The organism is Mesorhizobium sp. M1365 (assembly GCF_040317865.1).
Taxonomy (GTDB): Bacteria; Pseudomonadota; Alphaproteobacteria; order Rhizobiales; family Rhizobiaceae; genus Mesorhizobium.
In genome coordinates this window covers 82519-100804 of record NZ_JAMYLG010000003.1, presented here as the reverse complement: position 1 = coordinate 100804, position 18286 = coordinate 82519, and the positions used below count along the sequence as shown (strand labels likewise).

The following is an 18286-nucleotide window of genomic DNA, read 5'->3' as shown; positions in this document are numbered from 1 at the left end:
GTCTGGCCGGGAGCTTCGCCCCCGGCCATCATCGGCAGCGTCACTTCTGCGCTTCGGCCGCATCCGCCATCGCATTGGCCGCGTCCTGCGCACTCATATCCGGCGTTGCTACAAACTCCGTGATGCTATCCATTATTGCGCCGCGGACCTTTTGCGGAACCGTCATGTTGTGCGCCATCGAACGCACGAGCGTGCCCGCGGCGATCGAGGCTTGCAAATCCTTTTGCGAGAGTTGCTGGCAGGGATTGAAGCCGTTCGAAAGATCGACATCGAGGCGCGCCGGAATGGACCCTTTGGTCTGATTGAAAATGGTCTGGAATTCGGGCGACAGGATGATGCTGGCAAGCAGCTTCTGTCCCTCGATATAGTCCGGGTCCTTCTGCTTGAAGAACACGACCGAATCTGAATTCAGGATGAAGCCCGGCTTGCCCCAATCGGTCGGCGCCTGGGCGCAGACATAGTCGGTGCCCTCCTTGAAGCCGCCGGCCGTCAGCAGGCCGATCGTCCAGTCGCCCATGATGTGAAAGGCGGCCTCGCCGCGGCCGACCAGATGCGACATGGTATCCCAGTCACGCCCGTTCATGCCGGGGTCCATGTACTTCGAGGTCATGGTGCGGAACTGCTCGAAGGCCTTGACCATGCCGTCGCTGCGCATGGCGTCGACGTCGCCCTCGACGAAGGCTTTCTTGTAGAGATCGAGGTCCTGACCGTACACGACCACTTCGAAGACGGTCGAGTCGGTCCAGTCGGCGGTCGAGTGCGAAATGCAGATCTTGCCGCTGGCCACGATCTTGTCGCAGGCGGCGTTGAATTCCGCCCATGTCTTCGGCATCTCGGTGACGCCCGCGTCCTTCATGACCTTCGGCGATGCCCACAGCCAGTTGATGCGGTGGATGTTCATCGGCGCGGCCACCCAATTCCCGGTCGGCTTCATCACCGGCAGCAATTCGGGAGCGACGACCTTCTCCCAATTTTCCGCTTTCGCCAGGTCGTCGAGATTGGCTGTCATGCCCGTCTCGTTCCATTCGGCGATCTCGGGGCCCTTTAGCTGCACAGCGGGAGGTGCGTTGCCGGCGATCACGTCAGCACGCAGTTTGGCCAGGGTATTGGCCGTATGGCCTGCGATGGAGGTCTGCTGCCAGATGCCACCCTTGGCGGTAAACATCTCGCCGAGCTTGGCGATAGCCTGGGCGTCCGATCCGGTGGCCCATTGATGCAAGAGGTTGGTCTTCGGCTCCGCGAGGGCTGTTCCGGAAATCAAGGTGAAGGCGGTAGCGGCCGCAAAGGCCGTCCTCAGGTATTTCATCGTTTCACTCCCCTATATGATGCACGGTTCGTATCGACCGCTTGTGGCCCGCGATTTGAGGTCGTGGCCGGCGAGATGCAGTAATCTCCGTTCTTTCCAAAATGACATATCTGGGCTATCAGTCAACGTCCTTTGTGCCCATCATGAACAAACCTTCGCTTAGAAATTGGCTGATCGACAGGCCGTCCGCGTCGCCGGAGAGCCTGATCGTCCGATGCCTGCGCGAGCGCGGCGCGCTTTCTGCGTCGCAAATTACCCGCATTACCGGTTTGGCGCGGTCGACGGTTTCGACCGCGCTCAACGGCTTGAGAAAGTCCGGGATGGTGATCGAATCCCCGGCCCATCATGACGCGGCGAGGGGTATCGGCAGGCCTGCCACGACATTGACGCTCAATCCCGCTGCGGGCACCTGCGTCGGCATCCATCTGGGCCTCGACGAGATGCGGTGCGTCGTCGCCGACGTCTCGCATTCTTTCGTTGCCGAACAAACTATCCCCATGGGTCTGGACTACCAGCCGCAACAGGCGGCCCAGCTCGCCAAGTCAGTAATTGCCCGATGCTACGAAGAGAACGGTCTGCCGATGGCGGGGCTCCTGGGGGTTGGGGTCTCCGTCTCGGGCCCAGTCAGCCGCGAAGGAGTGGTGCTGCGCGCGAGTATCGTTCCGACCTGGGCCGGGGTCAACATCCGCGATGTGTTCGGGCCGGTCCTTGAACAGCCGATCTTCGCCGACAATGAGAGCAACTGCTCGGCCATTGCCGAGCTGATGTGGGGTGCGGCCGTCGGCCAGGACGATTTCGTGCTGTTCAAGGTCGATCTGGGCGTCGGCGGGGCCATTGTCCACCACGGTCGGCTGGTGAGCGGCATCGCCGGCGGCGCCGGCGAATTCGGGCACATCAGCATCGATCCCGGCGGCGACCTTTGCCGGTGCGGCAATCGAGGATGCCTGGAGCTCTATGCCAGCTTTGCCCGACCGCTCGAGCAGATTTCGCGCATCGTGCGGCGGCCGGTCACGATGGACGACGTGATCATGATGGCCGAGCAGGGCGACGTGAGGGCGCTGCGGATGATCGAGGACACCGCCGAGTTCGCCGGCCGTGGCCTTGGCCTGATCGGTTCGGTTCTCAATCCGCCGCTCATCATCATCGGCGGCCGCATGGCCTTGGCGGGCGACATTCTCCTGGCGCCACTGATCGCATCATATGAACGCCACACGCTCATCAAGTCCCGCGATGTGGCGCCTGCGCTGCGCACGCGGATAATCGTTGGCAAGCACACGGAGAACGACGCATTGCTCGGCGCGGTCGGCCTCGTGCTGCGTCACAACAGCCGACTTCAGTGACCCGGCTTGCTTCGGGTGGCGCTCTGATTTTGCGAGCTGCTCGCCGAAGCAGCGGAACTGATGTTTGCCTACGCGACACGCACCGTGCGCTGCCTCGGCTTGATCGCGGTGGCGAGCAGCAGGCCGGCGATGATGAAGGCGGCGCCGGCGAGATCGTAGTCGTGCAAGCTTTCGCCAAGGACCAGATAAGCGAGAACGGCGACGAAGGCGGTCTGGAGATAGAGCAGCATGCTGGCGCGCCCCGCACCAAGCGTCTCGACGCTGCGGTTGTAGAGATAGTACATCAGAGCGCCGCCGGGGCCGGCAACATAGGCGAGAGCCAGAAGGCCGTTCGCATGCAGCGCCGAACGATCCCCGGAAAACAGTTCCCAGAGATAGAAGGGCAGTGCGGCCAGCGCGCCGGCTCCCAGCAGCAGGACCACCATCGGCAGAAGCTCGATAGCGAATTTGGCGCGACGCAGCAGCACGGTGTAGAGGCCCCAACAAAACGCGCTGCCGACGATCCACAACTCGCCGGAATTGAACTGCAGCTGCATCAGCGCGGCAAGGTCGCCGCGCGCCACGATCACCACCATCCCGGCCAGAGCGACCAGCGCTCCAAGCGCTTTCCAGACACCGAGGGGCTCGCCGAGCACGAAGCGGGCAAGCACCATGGTCATGATCGGCGACAGCGCCATGATGATGCCGGCGGTTGTCGCGTTGGTGTAGTTGAGGCCTGTGTAGATCATGCCCTGACACAAGGTTAGCCCGATAGTGCCGATGACCAGCACCTCGATCACCCGGGATTGGATCAGCACGAGCATCGCCCCGTGATGACGATGGACGATAGGCAGCAGGATCGCGCACGCGAGCGTCAGCCGCCAGAAGCAGAGCGCCCAAGGCGGCATCTCGGGGGCAACCCACTTGGCGGCGATATAGACGCCGGCCGACAGGAGCCAGCAGAGCGTCGCGAGGGAATAGGCGAGCGGAAGTGATGCGCCGGGTGTCGCCTTCGCTACACTTGGATGTGCTATCGGCAGCGATTGGATATCCGTCTCCTCCCACCGCAGACTTTAGCAGATTGGCAGCGTCTTGCTAAGCAGCAACAACAGCTGTTTCACCAGCTGGCGCAATCGGTGGGTCATTGTGGGTCCCGCCGTTCACGGTCTCCTTCCATTCGAACGCATGTTGGCCCATGAGCAACTCGATACCGAAAAGCGCAAGCCGTATCGATTTCGCGCGACACGAATGTGAGATTCATATCGCGCGACAGATATTCGCGCGGTTGCCACAATCTTCTCGCGCCATATTTCTACCGAGAGCAGATCTGTCGCGAATTCCTGGTTCCTAGGATCACGAGCGCCGCTGTTTCGAAGCAATTGGAAGAATAAGCCACTGACTTCCGTTTACACAAAGAGCGCGACACAGATCCATGCGGAGGACGTCCGATGCATGCCGGCTTCCGAGGAAGCGTACTCGTAGCGGTGTTGGGCACCGTCATGGCAAGCTGCGCTGGCATTCCGGCGCAAAAAACCGGGGCAATAACCGGCTATGGCCCCAACCCCACTTTACCGAAACCAAGACCGACGCTGATCCCGACTGTTAACATCGCCGAGGCGAAAGGCTGGCAGAAAGAAGGTATGCCGACCCTGGCGAAGGGGCTGACGGTGAACGCCTTCGCCATCGGCCTCGACCATCCGCGCTGGCTACATGTGCTTCCGAACGGCGACGTGCTGGTTGCTGAAACCAATGCCCCTGCCAAGCATGATGAAGGCTTCAGTCTTAGAAAGGTCTTCATGGACCTGGCTATGAAGCGGGCTGGCGCCGCGACCAAAAGCGCCAACCGCATCACGCTCCTGCGCGACACCGATGGCGACGGCATTGCGGATGTGCGCACGACGTTCGCGGAAGGCCTCAATTCGCCCTTCGGCATGACGCTGTCCAAAGGCAAACTCTTTGTCGCGAATACCGACGCGCTCGTCGCTTTCCCCTACTCCAATGGCCAGACCCGAGTCAGCACGTCGCCGGAAAAGATCATCGACTTGCCGGCCGGGGACCTCAACCATCATTGGACCAAGGACGTGATCGCAACTCCGGATGGACGCAAGCTCTATGTCACCGTTGGGTCCAACAGCAACGTTGGAGAAAACGGCATAGCCGCGGAGAAGAACCGCGCCGCTGTCCTTGAAGTGGATCGGTCTACCCGCCGCACTCGGGTCTTCGCCTCGGGCCTGCGCAACCCGAACGGGCTCTCCTGGAATCCTGAGACTGGCCAGCTTTGGGTCGCTGTGAACGAGCGTGACGAGATCGGCGACGACCTTGTGCCGGATTATATGACCTCGGTTCGTGACGGCGCTTTCTACGGTTGGCCCTACAGCTACTACGGACAGAACGTCGACGAACGCGTCAAGCCGCAGCGCCCCGATCTCGTGGCGGCAGCGATCAAGCCCGATTACGCCCTGGGCTCTCATACGGCCTCGCTCGGACTGACCTTCTCCAAAGGCGCGCAACTCGGTCCGGCCTACGGCAACGGCGCCTTCGTCGGCCAGCACGGCTCGTGGAACAGGAGTGTGCGCAGCGGTTACAAGGTCATCTTCGTGCCGTTCCATGGTGGCAAACCGAGCGGTCCTCCGGAAGATGTGCTCACTGGCTTCATCGGGCGTAATGACGAGGCGATGGGCAGGCCGGTCGGCGTCGCTATCGATCAGACTGGCGCACTGCTCGTCGCCGACGACGTCGGTAATGTCATCTGGCGGGTCCGCCGGGCGAATGGCCGTTGAGCGCAGGTGGCCTTTCTGATTCCGATCTCACCAGCCTTCGGCTACATTCCCGGAGGCGGATATCCTAAACACTTAGCTAGCAGCACGCCCGAAGATAGTCGTGTCAAACATGCTTGCGCCCGCCTGCCTCGCGGAACCAGCTGTCGGGATAGGGATACCACCAGCCCTGAATCTCCGGTCTGTGGTCGATGATGACCATCTTCGAGCGGCGGAATGCATCCAGACCCTGGCGGCCGAGCTCGCGGCCGAGGCCCGAAGCCTTCCAGCCCCCGAACGGCAACGCGTCATTGTCTATCAGCGGATTGTTGACCCAGACCATGCCGGCCTCGAGCCGCTCCGCGGCCTCATGCGCTTCGGCTAGATCGGTGGTGAAGACCGAGGCGCCGAGACCGAAGGGGCTGTCGTTGGCAAGCTCTATCGCCTGGTTGAAATCCTTGACCCGGCAGATTGCGGCGACCGGCCCGAAACACTCTTCGCGCACGATTGCCATATCGGCGGTGATGCCGGTCAGGATGGTCGGCTCGTAGAACCAGCCTACATTATGTGCCGGCGGAATGCGTCCGCCGGTGACCGCTTTGGCACCGCTGCGGATCGCATCGTCGACCAGCCGGATGACCTTCGCACGCGCGGCCTCGCTGACCAGCGGTCCGATCTCGGTTTTGTCGAGGCCGTTGCCGATACGCAGCGCGCGCGTTTTCTCGGCAAACAGATCGACGAAGCGGTCGTGAACGGCATCAACCACGAAGAACCGTTCGGCCGAAGTGCAGACCTGGCCAGTGAGATGGAAGGCAGCCGTGACGCTGCCGGCAGCCGCCACGTCCAGTGGGGCGTGTTGGCTGATGATCAGGGGATCGCTGCCGCCGGCCTCGATAACGCAAGGCTTCATGCGCTCTGCACATGCGACGGCGACAGCCTTGCCGGCGGCGACCGAACCGGTGAAAGCAACCGCATGCGTGCGGTCCGAGGCGATCAGCGCCTGCGCCGTTGCTGCTCCGCCTGGCATGCAGGAAACCAGGCCCTTCGGCAGGGAGCGGAACACGGTCATGTAATCCAGCGTCGACAATGTTGTCGCTTCGGCGGGCTTGATCACGCAGGCATTGCCGGCGGCAAGCGAGGCGGCGACGGTCCAGCACATCAACAGGATCGGAAAATTGTAAGGCATGATGTGCACCGACGTGCCGTAGGGCTCGTAGCGGGCATACTGGAACGAACCGGCCTGCGTCGTGCCGGCGATCTTGCCGGCGTCGTCACGCGCCATTTCGGCGTAATAGCGGAAGATCGGCGCGCAATTGGCGATCTCGCCGATCGCCTCCGGATAGGGTTTGCCCATCTCGCGCACCATCAGCTCGGCGCAGTGCGTGAAGTCGGCCGCCTCGATGGCGTTGGCGACGGCGTGCAGATGCCGGGCACGGCTCTTGGCGTCGAGCTTTTTCCAGGCCGTTTGCGCCTTGGTCGCTGCGGTGAGCACGGCGTCGATCTCGCCGTCGCTGGCTGCGGTGATCGCGCCGACGGTTTCGAGCGTCGCCGGATCGATCACCGGTTTTGCCGCACCGGTCATTGGCCGATAATCCGGATTGACGAAGAAGGTCGGCCGGTCAGGTGAAAAGTCCATTCTGTCCTCCCGTGTGCACGGAACCTTTTTGAGAATTCACCCTGCCGAGACAGGCGGCGTGGTTTTCGAGAACCGAAGCGGAGCGGAGATTAAAGTCCATGAGCATCGGAAGCGGAGAAAACGGCGTCAGGTGTCCGGTAGGGTAGAATTATCGAGAAGGTTCAGCGGATCATGTAGACTTTCTTGATGGTCTCGTGGACGGTGCAGACGCCTTTCCAGTCCTGCGGAAAGAACGCTGCGGTGTCCGGTTCGATCTCGATCACCTCGCCGGATTCGTGGACATAGGTGCAGCGTCCCTCGAGGAAATGGCAGAACTCATCGCGGGTGACGTGGCAGTGCCATTTGCCCGGCGTGCAGACCCACAGTCCGCATTCGGAGCGGCCCTCCGGCCCCTTGTGCAGCAGCTTGCCGGAACTGCGGGATTCGCCGTCGATCAGGGTGGGGATGACGCCCCAGTCGACCAGGTCGGTGAGGGCGAGCGGCGATTTCATGATCGGTGTCGGCATGTCGGGAGCTCCAGTGGCCGGCTTTAGGCCAGCATGTAAACGTTGCGGATGGTCTCGTGGACGGTGCATTCGCCGGTCCAACCGGCCGGGAACATGACAACCGTGGCGGCGGATACCTCGATCACCTCGCCGTCGTCCGATCTGTAGGTCGCACGGCCGGCAACGAAATGGCACAATTCGTCGCGCGGAATCGCCAGCCGCCAGCGACCGGGCGTGCAGACCCAGATGCCGGATTCCGGCTGGTTGTTCGGCCCTTTGTGCACCAGCCTGCCGGTGGAGTGCGAAGCGTCTTCCAGCGCGTCGGGCTGGGTGCCCCAGTCGACGAGGTCGGTGCGGGTCGAGGCTTGGTGGAGGTGTGGGGCAGAGATCACAGCAATTTCTCCAGCAAAGCAGCCGCTTTCTCCGGGCCGTTCTGCGACTGCATCTGGGCCGACGTCTTGGCCAGCTTGGCCCTGATTGCCGGGTCGGTCAGGCAGGTTTCGATCCTGGCGATGAGCTCGGCGTCGCTCCAGTCGTAGCGCGGCATGCCGAAGCCGTGGCCGGTTTCCTCGACCCGCGTCGCATTGTCGTGGCCGTCCCAGACGTAGGGCATGATGATCGCCGGCTTGCCGAAATACAGGCACTCGGTGAACGAGTTGTTGCCGCCATGATGGATCACCGCATCGACCTGCGGGATGACCGAGGGCTGCGGGAACCAGCTCTCGACGATGACGTTTTCGGGCACTTGCGCGTACTGCTCCTTGTAGCCGCCGACATTGACCAGCGCCCGGTAGCGCGTCTTGCCCAACGTTGCGACGATGCGCTTCAGCAGATCGACATCGCCGGCGCCAAGGCTGCCGAAGGAAACATAGAGCAGCGGCCCGTCATTATTCTTCGCAAAAACCGGCACGGTGTAGGGCTTCTCCTGCCGCACGCAGCCTTCCAGATATTGGAATTTTGCCGGGTCGAGCGGATAGCGGCGCTTGAACTTCGCCGCCTCGGGATAGAGCAGCAGATTGAGGTACGGCGAGGCCTCGAAGAACTGGCCGATCGGATACGGCGCTTCGTTGTTCGCTTTCAAAAACGCATTGAAGTCGTCATGGATCGGCTTGATGACGGCGTTGAAATGGTCGCGGTAACGCCGATGGCAGGCGTCGTCGTTCTCGCCGCAGCCGGACAGATGTGGCGGGATGTCCTCGTCCTCGATCTCGTTTTCCGAGCAGGAGATGACGCGCACCCAGGGCTTGCCATACTGCTTGATTGCCGGGAACAGGATGACATTGTCGACGCAGATGACATCAGGCTTGATCGTCGCAAGCACGCCAGGCAGATCCTTCTCAGCCCATTTGGCGCTGTCGACGATCGCCGTCCAGCAATCCTTCACGTAATTGTCGACCTGGTCGTAGGGCGATTTGCGGAAGTTCGGGATGTGGCCGTTGATGAAGTCTTCCCAGAACTTGGCCATCTGTTCCGGCGGCATCGGCTCGGACAGGTTCACCGGATGAGCCTCGAAGCCGTAGCCCTTGTAGACGTCGACGAAACCGGGGTCCGACAGGAACACCGCTCTGTGGCCGCGCGCCTCGATCGCCTGGGCTATGCCGACGGAATTGAGCGCGGGGCCATAGGCGGCCTCCGGAAAGAACGCGATCGTCTTCTGCGCCATGAGAGGTTCTCCTTCGATCAATCTGCGAAAATTCTGACGTCAGCCGCATCCCAGCCGAGCTCGACTGTATCGCCCGACGAGACCGGGCGGCGGTCGGCGGCGTCGGCGGTGACGCGCACCAGGAACGGCTTTGGCGACAGGGCGGTGCGGACGTGCAGCTGCAGATCGAGTCCCTGATAGGCCAGCGCCTCGACCGCGCCGAAGATACGGTTGGCCGTTTCTGCCGACGGGAACAGCCGGATGCGTTCGGGCCGCACTGAAGCTACCGCCGCAGCGCCGGGCGAAATTGTTGCGGGAACATCGCCGGCGATCCGCATGCCGTTGCTTGCCAGCACGCCATCGCCGGCGGCTTTGCCCGGTACGAAATTCATGACGCCGATGAAGTCGGCGACGAAACGGTCCCCCGGATGCTCGTAGACCGCATGGGGTGTATCGCATTGCAGCAACTTGCCGTCCCTGAGCACTGCCATGCGGTCGGCCATGACGAGCGATTCCTCCTGATCATGGGTGACGATGACGAAGGTGATGCCGACCTCGTGCTGCAGCCGCTTCAGCTCCAGTTGCATGGCCCCGCGCAGCTTCTTGTCGAGCGCGCCAAGCGGTTCGTCGAGCAGAAGCAGCCGTGGTCGCTTGACCAGCGCTCGGGCAAGCGCGACGCGCTGTTTCTGCCCGCCGGACAATTGCTCCGGCTTGCGGTCGGCGAAGGCAACGAGTTCGGTCGTCGCCAAAATGGCGTCGACACGGGAGCGGATTTCCTTTGCAGGCAAGCGTTCCATTTCGAGGCCGTAGGAAACATTGGCCCTGACGCTCATATGCGGAAACAGCGCATAGGACTGGAACATCAGATTGACCGGCCGCTTATTGGGCGGGGTCCTGGCGATGTCGCGGCCGTCGAGCAGGATGCGCCCGTCATTGGGCGTCTCAAAGCCGGCCAGCATGCGCAGCAGCGTTGTCTTGCCGCAGCCCGAAGGTCCAAGCAAGGCGAAGAATTCGTTCTCGCGGATATCCAGCGAAATGCCGTCGACCGCCGTCACCCGGCCGAACTTCTTCGACACGTTGTCGATCGCCAGCAGCGTGCGGGGCTCGTTCATTGGCCGATCACCCCACGGTTGAGCCGCTGCGACAGGGTCAGCGCGGTGATTGAGACCGCCATGACGATAGTCGCCAAGGCATTGATCTCCGGCGTGATGCCGAAGCGAATCATCGAATAGATCTGCATCGGCAGCGTGGTCGAGGCGCGGCCGGCGCCGGCGGTGAAGAAGGCGATGATGAATTCGTCGACCGAAAGGGTGAAGGCGAGCAGCGCGCCGGCGACGACGGCAGGCAGGATCACCGGCAACGTCACCCGCCGAAATGTCGTGAGCGCGGAAGCACCGAGATCGGCAGAGGCCTCGACGATCGACCAGTCGAAGCTTTTCAGCCGCGCGCGCACCACGGAGCAGACGAAGGCGAGATTGAAGACGACATGGGCCAGGATGATGGTGTGCAGGCCCAAGGTGAGATCAAGCATCGAGAAGAAGCTGAGCAGCGCGATCGCCAGCACGATGTCGGGAATGATCATCGGCGCAAAGATCAGCGCCTCGAGACCTTTGCCGTATTGCCGGCGTATTTCGACGCCGATCGCCAGCAGCGTGCCGAGCAGCGTGGCGATGGCGGTCGAGACAAGCGCCACGATCAATGTGTTGAGCGCGGCAGAAAGGATTGCGGCGTTTCCGATTAGCGAGACATACCATTTCAGCGAAAAGCCCGACCAGACGGTCGGCAGCCCGCCTTGGTTGAACGACAGCGCCACCAGCACGGCGATCGGGATGTAGAGGAAGGCCAGGACCAGTGAAAGCACGAGCCAGAGCGCGCGCCTCGTGGCGAGGGAGCGCTCAGCCATCGGCGCCTCCTCTCGCTTCGGCGGTACGGCCCGAGGCGCGATCAGCAGCCAGGGCCTGCGCCGTCAGCACCAGCAGCATGATGGCGATCAGCACCATTGCCAGTGCCGCACCGAAGGGCCAGTCATTGGCGGTCAGGAACTGCTCGTAGACGACATTGCCGATCATCTGGAAGCGCCCACCGCCGAGCAGAGCAGGGGTCACGAAATTGCCGATCGACAGCACGAAGACGAAAACAGCACCGGCGGCGATACCCGGCACGGTCACTGGCAGGATGACCCGGCGAAATGTGGTCACGGCCGACGCGCCGAGGTCGCGCGAGGCCTCTGCGAGCTCCGGATTGAGCCGCGACAGCGGCGCGTAGCAGGCCAGGATGACGAAGGGCAGATAGTTGTAGACCAGACCGGCGATGACGGCGCCTTCGGTATAAAGCATCGACGGCGGCTCGCCGGTGTAGCCGAACCAGCGCAGCAGTTGTGTGATCAGCCCTTCGCGGTTGAGCAGCACGATCCAGGCATAGGTACGGATCAGGTAGTTGGACCAGAAGGGCAAGACGGCAAAGAACAGAAACACCGGCTGCCGTTGCCGGGGTGCTGCCGCGATCGCATAGGCGGCCGCATAACCGATCACCACCGCGACCAGGGTTGCCGTGCCGGCAATGCGCGCCGAATTGAGGAAGATGCCGGCATAGAGCGGGTCGAACACCAGCCCGAAATTCTCCAGCGTGAAAGTGTAATCGATGCCGCCATAGATGCCGCGCCGAAAGAAGGCGAGCGCCAGCACCAGCGCGCATGGCACGACCATCAAGGCGGTGAGCCAGGCCAGCGCCGGCGTCATCAGCAAGAATGAGCGAAGTCTTGTTTGGGACAAGATTGCGGTACCGCATTCAACGGTCGGCGGCGAAAACCCCGCCGTCGACCGGGATTTCTGATTTTGATGTCGGTTATTGCGCGGCCTTGATTTCGCTGACGATCTTCGAGTAGTCGCGTTGGGCATCGCCGACATCGCGCAACTGCTCGAACTTGACCAACGCTGCCACCGGCATGCTCATATTGGGAAATTTGGCGAGAAAATCCGCCGGCAGGCTTTCCATGGCCGGCTTGTTCGGTACCTTGTAGTCGATGTTCTGGGCCGCCCAGGCGTGGTTCTTGGCGTCCAGCATGAAGTTGATGAACTGGAAGGCGGCGTCCTTGTTGGCCGATGCCTTCATCACGACCATCGTATCGACCCAGAGATCCGAGCCTTCTTTCGGTATGGTGTATTTAATTTGTGGATTCTCGGCGATCCCGTAATTGCACCAGCCATCCCAGGCCTGAACCATCAGCGCCTCGCCCGAGACCAGCTTTGAATAAAAGGTCGTGTCGTCATAGGCCAGCAAGGTCTTCTTGGCCGAGATCAGCAAGTCCTTGACTTCGCCGAGCTTTGCCGGATCGGTCTCGTTCACCGAATAGCCCTTGGCGAGTTGGCCGGCGGCAAGCAGCCAGCGGTCGGTCGCCAGCATCGTCGTCTTGCCCTTGAGCGCATCGGACGGGGCGAGAAGGTCGTTCCAGCTGACCGGCTCCGCCTTCACCAGATCCGAACGGTAGCAAAGGCCGGTGGTGCCCCAAGTGTAGGGCACGGAAAAATTGTTGCCGGCGTCGTGCGGCAGCTTCGCCGCCTCGGGATAGAGATTAGCGAGGTTAGGGATCTTGGCATGGTCGATCGCCTCGATCAGGCCGAGCTTGTTCAGCACTTCGGCGAAGGGCGAGGAGACGAAGACCACGTCATAGCCCTTGCCGCCGGACGCGACGAGCTTGCCCATGATCTCCTCGTTAGTGGCGTGAACCACGACTTCACCGGAGACACCGGTCGCCGCCTTGAAAGCTTTCATGGCATCCGGCGCCATGTAGCCGTCCCAGTTGGAGATAACGAGGTCGGAGGCAGCCGCCGGCGCTGACAGCGCCAGGCCAAGGCCAAGTGCGATCAAGGACTTCCTTAACGGACGGTGCCGCAGGTGGGTGGTGGTCATGACAGACTCCCATTCTGGTTGATCATCGAACTAGTCGTCGGACCAGCGCCTGCAGCCGTAGCCGCTTTGATCCTGTTCCCCGGTCTTTTATTGCCGATTGATCTCACAGTACTATTGCAGAAAAAAGTACGTCAATCCATAATTTGTCAAACTACGGTGAATCCCGGCCGATCGCATCCGCAAGGGCAATCGGCCAAATCTCAGCCGCCAAATCCTTCACGAGAATTGCCATGCAAGTTGCAGCTCGACGTCCCCGTACCAACCATCTCGACCTTGCACAGCGCATTCTCGATGTGGCCCGGAAACGCGGCTTTGAACCCGGCGCTCATCTCCCGGAGCAGCAGATCGCTTCGCTCTGCAACGTATCCCGAACTCCGGTGCGGGCCGCGCTGCGTCTGCTCACTGAAAAAGGCGTGGTTCGATGGGAGGCTGAGTCCGGCTATCGCTTGGCGGTAGACCTCACGAGCCAGGCGACCGTCGCCGCCGACCTGCCGAGCGCCGAGGAGGATGAACTTGCCGACATGATCCTGCGAGACCGCTCGGCGCGCCGGCTGGACCAGACGGTCACCGTCGGCGCGCTGATGCGACGGTATAATGCCGAGCGCAGGACGGTACTAAAATCGCTGAAGAAACTGGCCGAGGAAAATCTTCTGGACCGCGCGCCGGGGCAGTCCTGGCTTTTCAGGAGAGCGCCGGACGATCTTGGCGCACAAGGGGAGAGCTATGAATTCCGGCTGTTGCTGGAACCCGCCGCCCTTCTGGCGCCTGGATTCCGGCTGGATGGGACGCGCGCGGCAGCCTTGCGACAGGGCATGGAAATGCTGCTGGCTCTGCCCGACGCGGCATTCGATTCCAGAGAGTTCCAACGGCTGGACATCGATTTTCACGGGATGATCGCCGGTGGCTCCGCCAACCGCTTCGTCGCCGAGGCGTTGGCCGATCATCTCAGGCTGCGCCGGCTGCCGGGAACGTATGCCGGCGTCAATGTCTTCCGGCTGAAGCAATCATTGCGCGAGCATCTGACCATACTCGACCATCTGGAGAGCCAGCAGTACGAGGTTGCAGCCGATCTGCTTCGGGTCCATCTGCGGCTTTCACGCAGCCAGCGACCGCAGGCGGCTAGTCGCGGGGCGCCCGCGCTGTTCGGCATGATCAGCCGGCCGGAATAACGAGGATCATGCGCAAAGGCAGCCCGACCATCGCACTGTTTCCGGAAGCGAGCTTCGGCGCTGCGCTGAATTGCGTTGGCATAGCGCAGGCCCTGCGCGCTCGTGGCGCCCGTCCGGTGTTCATCTGCCATGCCGGCTTTTCTGGCGTGTTCGCCGACTATGGGTTTCAGGAATACCAGTTGCCGACTGACGATCCGTTGACCGACAGCGAACGCCAGAGCTACTGGCAGGCCTTCGTGCGCCGTCATCTGCCGCATTTCAGGCTGAGCCCCATCGATCAGCTCGAAACCTACGTTGCCCCGACCTGGCAAGCAATCGTAGACACTGCGGTCAACGCCGAGGCGCCGCTGCGCCAATTGCTGGCGCGGCTGAAGCCGGACGCCGTGGTGCTCGACAACGTCGTCATGTTCCCGGCATTGGCGACAGCCGGCTGCCCGTGGGTGCGCGTCGTCTCCTGCGCCGAAACCGAGCTTCCCGATGCCAATGTGCCACCCTATCTGTCCGGTCTCGCCGCCGACGACCCGAGCCGCGCGGCGTTCGAGGCGCGCTACCTGGCAGCGGTCGCTCCGGCCCATGACCGCTTCAATCGGCTTCGGACCGACGCCGGTCTTGCGCCCTTGCCGACGGGTCTTTTTCTGGAACCTTCGCCCGCCCTCAATCTGCTGCTGACCCCAACGATTGTGCGAAGGCAGCGCGCCGAGCCGCTCGACCCTGCCAGCTTCGTCTATCTCGAAGGCTGCGTTCGCTCGGAAGGGCCGTTCGACGTGCCGGTTTTTCCGCGCGATGGCGGACCGCTGGTTTATGTCAGTTTCGGTAGTCTTGGCGCCATGGATGTCGGCCTGATCCAGCGGATGCTCGCCGTTTTCGACAGGCTGCCGGCCCGCTTCATTGTCAATGCCGGAGGTCTGCGCGACAGCTATCGCGCCGTTCCGGACAATGTCTATCTCGATGCCTGGTTTCCACAGCCTTCGGTCGTGGCGAAATGCGACCTCTTCATTCATCATGGCGGCAACAACAGCTTTTGCGAAGCACTGCGTTTCGGTGTGCCGTCGCTGGTCATGCCCTATTGCTGGGACGGGCATGACAATGCGCAACGTGCCGAGGAAACCGGCGTCGGGCGCCACATCAGCCGCGATGGCTGGACGGAAGACGAATTGGCGCGAAGCATTCTCGGCCTGATGGCCGATGCTGCAATGCGCGCACGCCTCCGGGAGAATGCAGTGCATATGGCGCTGACACCCGGAACGGACGTGGCTGCCGAAGCCATTCTCGCTCTCGCAAGGACCCGACCTGATGCTTGACACCACAACAACGGATGCCTCGACCATGAACGGCACCAACGACCCGAAAGACTGGTTGGCCGCTCACGCTGTCAGCGAGGTCGAGTGCCTGGTGCCCGACATGAACAGCGTGCTGCGCGGCAAGGCCCTGCCAGCGGCCAAGTTCCTCAAGGCGATCGAGGACCGAGCACTCTATCTGCCGAGCAGCGCGTTCCTGGTCAGCATCGACGGCCGCTATTCCGGTTCCGTCGACGAGGGGTTCGCCTACCAGGACCCCGACATGCGGATGGTGCCGGATGTCGCAACACTCTGTCTGGCGCCCGGTGGCGGGCCAGGCAAGGCCTATGTCTTCGCCGATGCGTTCCACATGGACGACCGGCCGTGGATGGCTTCGCCGCGGCACGTGTTGCGGGCCGTGCTCGATCTATATCGCCAGCGCCGCTGGCGGGCGGTGGTGGCGCCGGAGCTTGAATTTTATCTCACCGCGCCCAATCCCGATCCCGATAGGCCGGTGACGGCGCCGGTCGGGCGCAATGGCCGCTCCGAAAGCGTGCAGCATCCCTACGACATGGCGGCACTGGAGCAATTCGAGCCGGTGATCCGGCGCCTCTATGACTATGCTGCGGCAGCCGGACTGCCGCTCGACACGCTCATCCATGAATCGGGCACGGCCCAACTGGAGATCAATTTCCTGCATGGCGACGCGCTGCCGCTGGCAGACAAGGTGTTGCTGTTCAAGCGAATGACGCGCCAGGCCGCGCAGGAAGGTGGCATGCAGGCGACCTTCATGGCCAAACCGATAGCCGCACAAGCCGGCAGCTCAATGCATCTCCACATGTCTGTCGTCGACGAGGCCGGCAACACGCTGTTTGCCGGGCGCGACGGCGCCGACACCGAGATGTTCGGGCATTTCATCGGCGGCCTGCAGAAATACATTCCCGAGGTGATGCCGCTGTTTGCGCCGAACGTGAATTCGTTCCGCCGCATCCGGCCGAACCACAGTGCACCCGCCAACATCGAGTGGTCGCACGACAACCGCTCCTGCGGCCTGCGTGTGCCGGCAGGCGGGCCCACCGCGCGGCGCGTGGAAAATCGGCTGCCCGGCGCCGATGCCAATCCCTATCTGGCGATAGCCGGCTCGCTGCTTTGCGGTTATCTCGGCGTCGAGGAGAAGATCGCTCGTTCGACGGAAGCGTCGGGCAATGCCTATCGCAGCAGGAGCACGCTGCCCAAAACCATGGAAGAGGCGCTCGACCGCTTCGCTGCGTGCGATCCGGTTCGGGCGGTGCTCGGCGAGGATTTCTTCCAGACCTATTTGCGCGTCAAGAGCGTTGAGCTCGACCTGTTCCAGAGCGTCGTCACCTCTTGGGAACGCGACCATCTGCTGCTCAAGGTGTGATGATGGGCTTCAATTCTGGGGGCTTCAACTCCGGCCTGGATATCGGCAAATCCTACTATGTCGCGACGGCCAATCCGGCTCCGGACCATCCGGCGCTGCAGGGCGACGTCGACGCCGATCTGGTGGTGGTCGGCGGCGGTTGTACCGGCCTCTCCGCAGCCTTTCATGCAGCCGAACGCGGCCTGAAGGTAGTGCTGCTCGAAGGCGGCAAGATCGGCTGGGGGGCGTCGGGGCGCAATGGCGGCCAGATGATCCCCGGCCTGCGCAAGGGTGCCAAGGGGCTGGTCAAGCTATATGGGCCGGAACGGGGGAGGGCACTGTTCGATCTCGCCTTCGAGGCGCGGGCCCTCGTGCTCGGTCTGATCGAGCGCCATGCCATCGATTGCGACCTCAGGCTCACCGGCCATCTGGCCGGTGCGGTCAACGGTTCCGACCTGCGCGACCTCGAAGAAGAAGCCGAGTGCCTTTCTACGGTGATGAACTTTCATGATGTCGAGATGCTGTCGGCAGCGCAGGCGCGCGGAATGGTGAACACACCTTATCACGGCGCGATGTACGAGAAGCTCGGTGGCCATATGCATCCGCTGAACTACACGCTCGGTCTTGCTCGCGCCGCGGCTGCGGCGGGCGTCACCATCCACGAGAATTCGGTGGCGCTGCGGCTGGAGCGGGAAGCTTCCCCCCGGGTTTCGACGGCCAAAGGCTCGGTCCGGGCCAGGCATGTCGTACTGGCCGGCGATGCGCTGCTCCACGGGCTTGAGCCGCGCGTCAACAGTCGCATTATGCCGGTCGGCAACTACATCATCGCCACCGAGCCGCTGGGCGACGCGAGCGACGTCATCCCAAGCAATGTGGCCGTCTCCGACACGCGCTTCGTCGTCAATTACTACCGGCTGTCGGCGGATGGACGCCTGCTGTTCGGCGGCGGCGAGCGCTATACGCCGTCGCCGCCCGCCGACATTGCCGGCTTCGTGCGGCCGCACATGGAAAAGACCTTTGCGCAATTGCGCGGCCGCCGCATCGATCACGCCTGGGGCGGGCTGGTCTCGGTGACGACATCGCGCCTGCCGCATGTCGGTCGCTATGGCGACGTCTATTTTGCGCATGGCTATTCGGGCAAGGGGGTGATCCTGTCGACGCTGTCGGGCAAGCTGCTCGCTGAGGCGATCACCGGTGATGCTTCGCGGCTCGATCTGTTTTCGACCCTAAGCCCGCTGCCGTTCCCCGGCGGCACGGCGCTGCGCGGCCCGCTCTATGTGCTCGGCATGCTTTGGTACGCAATGCGTGACCGCATCAAACATTGAGCGCAGGCATGCGCAATGAGGCCGAGCGCCGCCACCAAGCGATTAACGGCTGATTTCGCGGCGGCGTCCGACTTGATCGAT

At 62.6% G+C, this 18286-nt stretch carries 16 protein-coding genes and 1 pseudogene; 7 read left to right on the top strand and 10 right to left on the bottom strand.

The window, feature by feature from the left end:
- Nucleotides 1–40 precede the first annotated feature (40 nt).
- Nucleotides 41–1306: an ABC transporter substrate-binding protein gene (locus NKH04_RS04720; protein ID WP_352918170.1), complete on the bottom strand. Its 1266-nt coding sequence runs from the start codon at nt 1304–1306 to the stop codon at nt 41–43.
- A gap of 101 nt (nt 1307–1407) precedes the next feature.
- On the opposite strand from NKH04_RS04720, the pseudogene NKH04_RS04715 reads away from it, so the two are divergent.
- Nucleotides 1408–1623, top strand: a pseudogene (locus tag NKH04_RS04715) (ArsR family transcriptional regulator); the annotation flags it as partial.
- 66 nt (nt 1624–1689) lie between these two features.
- Nucleotides 1690–2646 (top strand): ROK family protein, encoded by a 957-nt coding sequence (locus tag NKH04_RS04710; protein WP_353044052.1) that lies wholly within the window; start codon nt 1690–1692, stop codon nt 2644–2646.
- Nucleotides 2647–2714: 68 nt separating this feature from the next.
- Here NKH04_RS04710 and NKH04_RS04705 read toward each other — a convergent pair whose 3' ends face one another.
- Nucleotides 2715–3674, bottom strand: a complete 960-nt coding sequence (locus tag NKH04_RS04705; RefSeq protein WP_352539483.1) for a DMT family transporter — start codon at nt 3672–3674, stop codon at nt 2715–2717.
- A 399-nt stretch (nt 3675–4073) separates the two neighbouring features.
- On the opposite strand from NKH04_RS04705, the gene NKH04_RS04700 reads away from it, so the two are divergent.
- Entirely contained in the window at nt 4074–5405 is a 1332-nt protein-coding gene (locus tag NKH04_RS04700; protein WP_352918167.1) for a PQQ-dependent sugar dehydrogenase, read from the top strand.
- A gap of 103 nt (nt 5406–5508) precedes the next feature.
- Here NKH04_RS04700 and NKH04_RS04695 read toward each other — a convergent pair whose 3' ends face one another.
- The 8 genes from NKH04_RS04695 to NKH04_RS04660 all read right to left on the bottom strand — a co-directional run bounded on the left by NKH04_RS04695 (nt 5509) and on the right by NKH04_RS04660 (nt 13053).
- A complete protein-coding gene (locus NKH04_RS04695) occupies nt 5509–7017 on the bottom strand; it encodes an aldehyde dehydrogenase family protein (protein WP_352968952.1) in 1509 nt (502 codons plus the stop codon).
- Nucleotides 7018–7178: 161 nt separating this feature from the next.
- Entirely contained in the window at nt 7179–7523 is a 345-nt protein-coding gene (locus NKH04_RS04690) for a cupin domain-containing protein (protein ID WP_352767554.1), read from the bottom strand.
- Nucleotides 7524–7546: 23 nt separating this feature from the next.
- The gene (locus tag NKH04_RS04685) at nt 7547–7894 is read right to left on the bottom strand and encodes a cupin domain-containing protein (protein ID WP_352918163.1); all 348 of its coding nucleotides are present in this window, start codon (nt 7892–7894) and stop codon (nt 7547–7549) included.
- Nucleotides 7891–9165 carry a glycosyltransferase gene (locus tag NKH04_RS04680; protein WP_352918161.1) on the bottom strand — a complete coding sequence of 425 codons (1275 nt, stop codon included), beginning with the start codon at nt 9163–9165 and terminating at the stop codon, nt 7891–7893. The genes NKH04_RS04685 and NKH04_RS04680 overlap by 4 nt, the downstream gene beginning before the upstream one ends.
- 17 nt (nt 9166–9182) lie before the next feature.
- Nucleotides 9183–10256 (bottom strand): ABC transporter ATP-binding protein, encoded by a 1074-nt coding sequence (locus NKH04_RS04675; RefSeq protein ID WP_352918159.1) that lies wholly within the window; start codon nt 10254–10256, stop codon nt 9183–9185.
- Nucleotides 10253–11047: an ABC transporter permease gene (locus NKH04_RS04670; RefSeq protein WP_352454154.1), complete on the bottom strand. Its 795-nt coding sequence runs from the start codon at nt 11045–11047 to the stop codon at nt 10253–10255. Before NKH04_RS04670 ends, NKH04_RS04675 begins: the two co-directional genes overlap by 4 nt.
- Complete coding sequence (locus tag NKH04_RS04665; protein WP_352818434.1) at nt 11040–11882, bottom strand: ABC transporter permease; 843 nt, start codon at nt 11880–11882, stop codon at nt 11040–11042. Before NKH04_RS04665 ends, NKH04_RS04670 begins: the two co-directional genes overlap by 8 nt.
- A 106-nt stretch (nt 11883–11988) precedes the next feature.
- Nucleotides 11989–13053 carry a polyamine ABC transporter substrate-binding protein gene (locus NKH04_RS04660; protein ID WP_352817998.1) on the bottom strand — a complete coding sequence of 355 codons (1065 nt, stop codon included), beginning with the start codon at nt 13051–13053 and terminating at the stop codon, nt 11989–11991.
- Between the two features lie 230 nt (nt 13054–13283).
- Here NKH04_RS04660 and NKH04_RS04655 point away from each other — a divergent pair, with 230 nt between their 5' ends.
- The 4 genes from NKH04_RS04655 to NKH04_RS04640 are packed head-to-tail and all read left to right on the top strand — an operon-like array spanning nt 13284 to nt 18205.
- On the top strand, nt 13284–14222 hold the full coding sequence (locus NKH04_RS04655) for a GntR family transcriptional regulator (protein WP_352817994.1): 939 nt from the start codon (nt 13284–13286) through the stop codon (nt 14220–14222).
- Between the two features lie 5 nt (nt 14223–14227).
- The gene (locus NKH04_RS04650; protein ID WP_352818431.1) at nt 14228–15523 is read left to right on the top strand and encodes a nucleotide disphospho-sugar-binding domain-containing protein; all 1296 of its coding nucleotides are present in this window, start codon (nt 14228–14230) and stop codon (nt 15521–15523) included.
- A complete protein-coding gene (locus tag NKH04_RS04645) occupies nt 15516–16901 on the top strand; it encodes a glutamine synthetase family protein (protein WP_352817991.1) in 1386 nt (461 codons plus the stop codon). Before NKH04_RS04650 ends, NKH04_RS04645 begins: the two co-directional genes overlap by 8 nt.
- Nucleotides 16901–18205 (top strand): NAD(P)/FAD-dependent oxidoreductase, encoded by a 1305-nt coding sequence (locus NKH04_RS04640; RefSeq protein ID WP_352817988.1) that lies wholly within the window; start codon nt 16901–16903, stop codon nt 18203–18205. Before NKH04_RS04645 ends, NKH04_RS04640 begins: the two co-directional genes overlap by 1 nt.
- Nucleotides 18206–18286 lie beyond the last annotated feature (81 nt).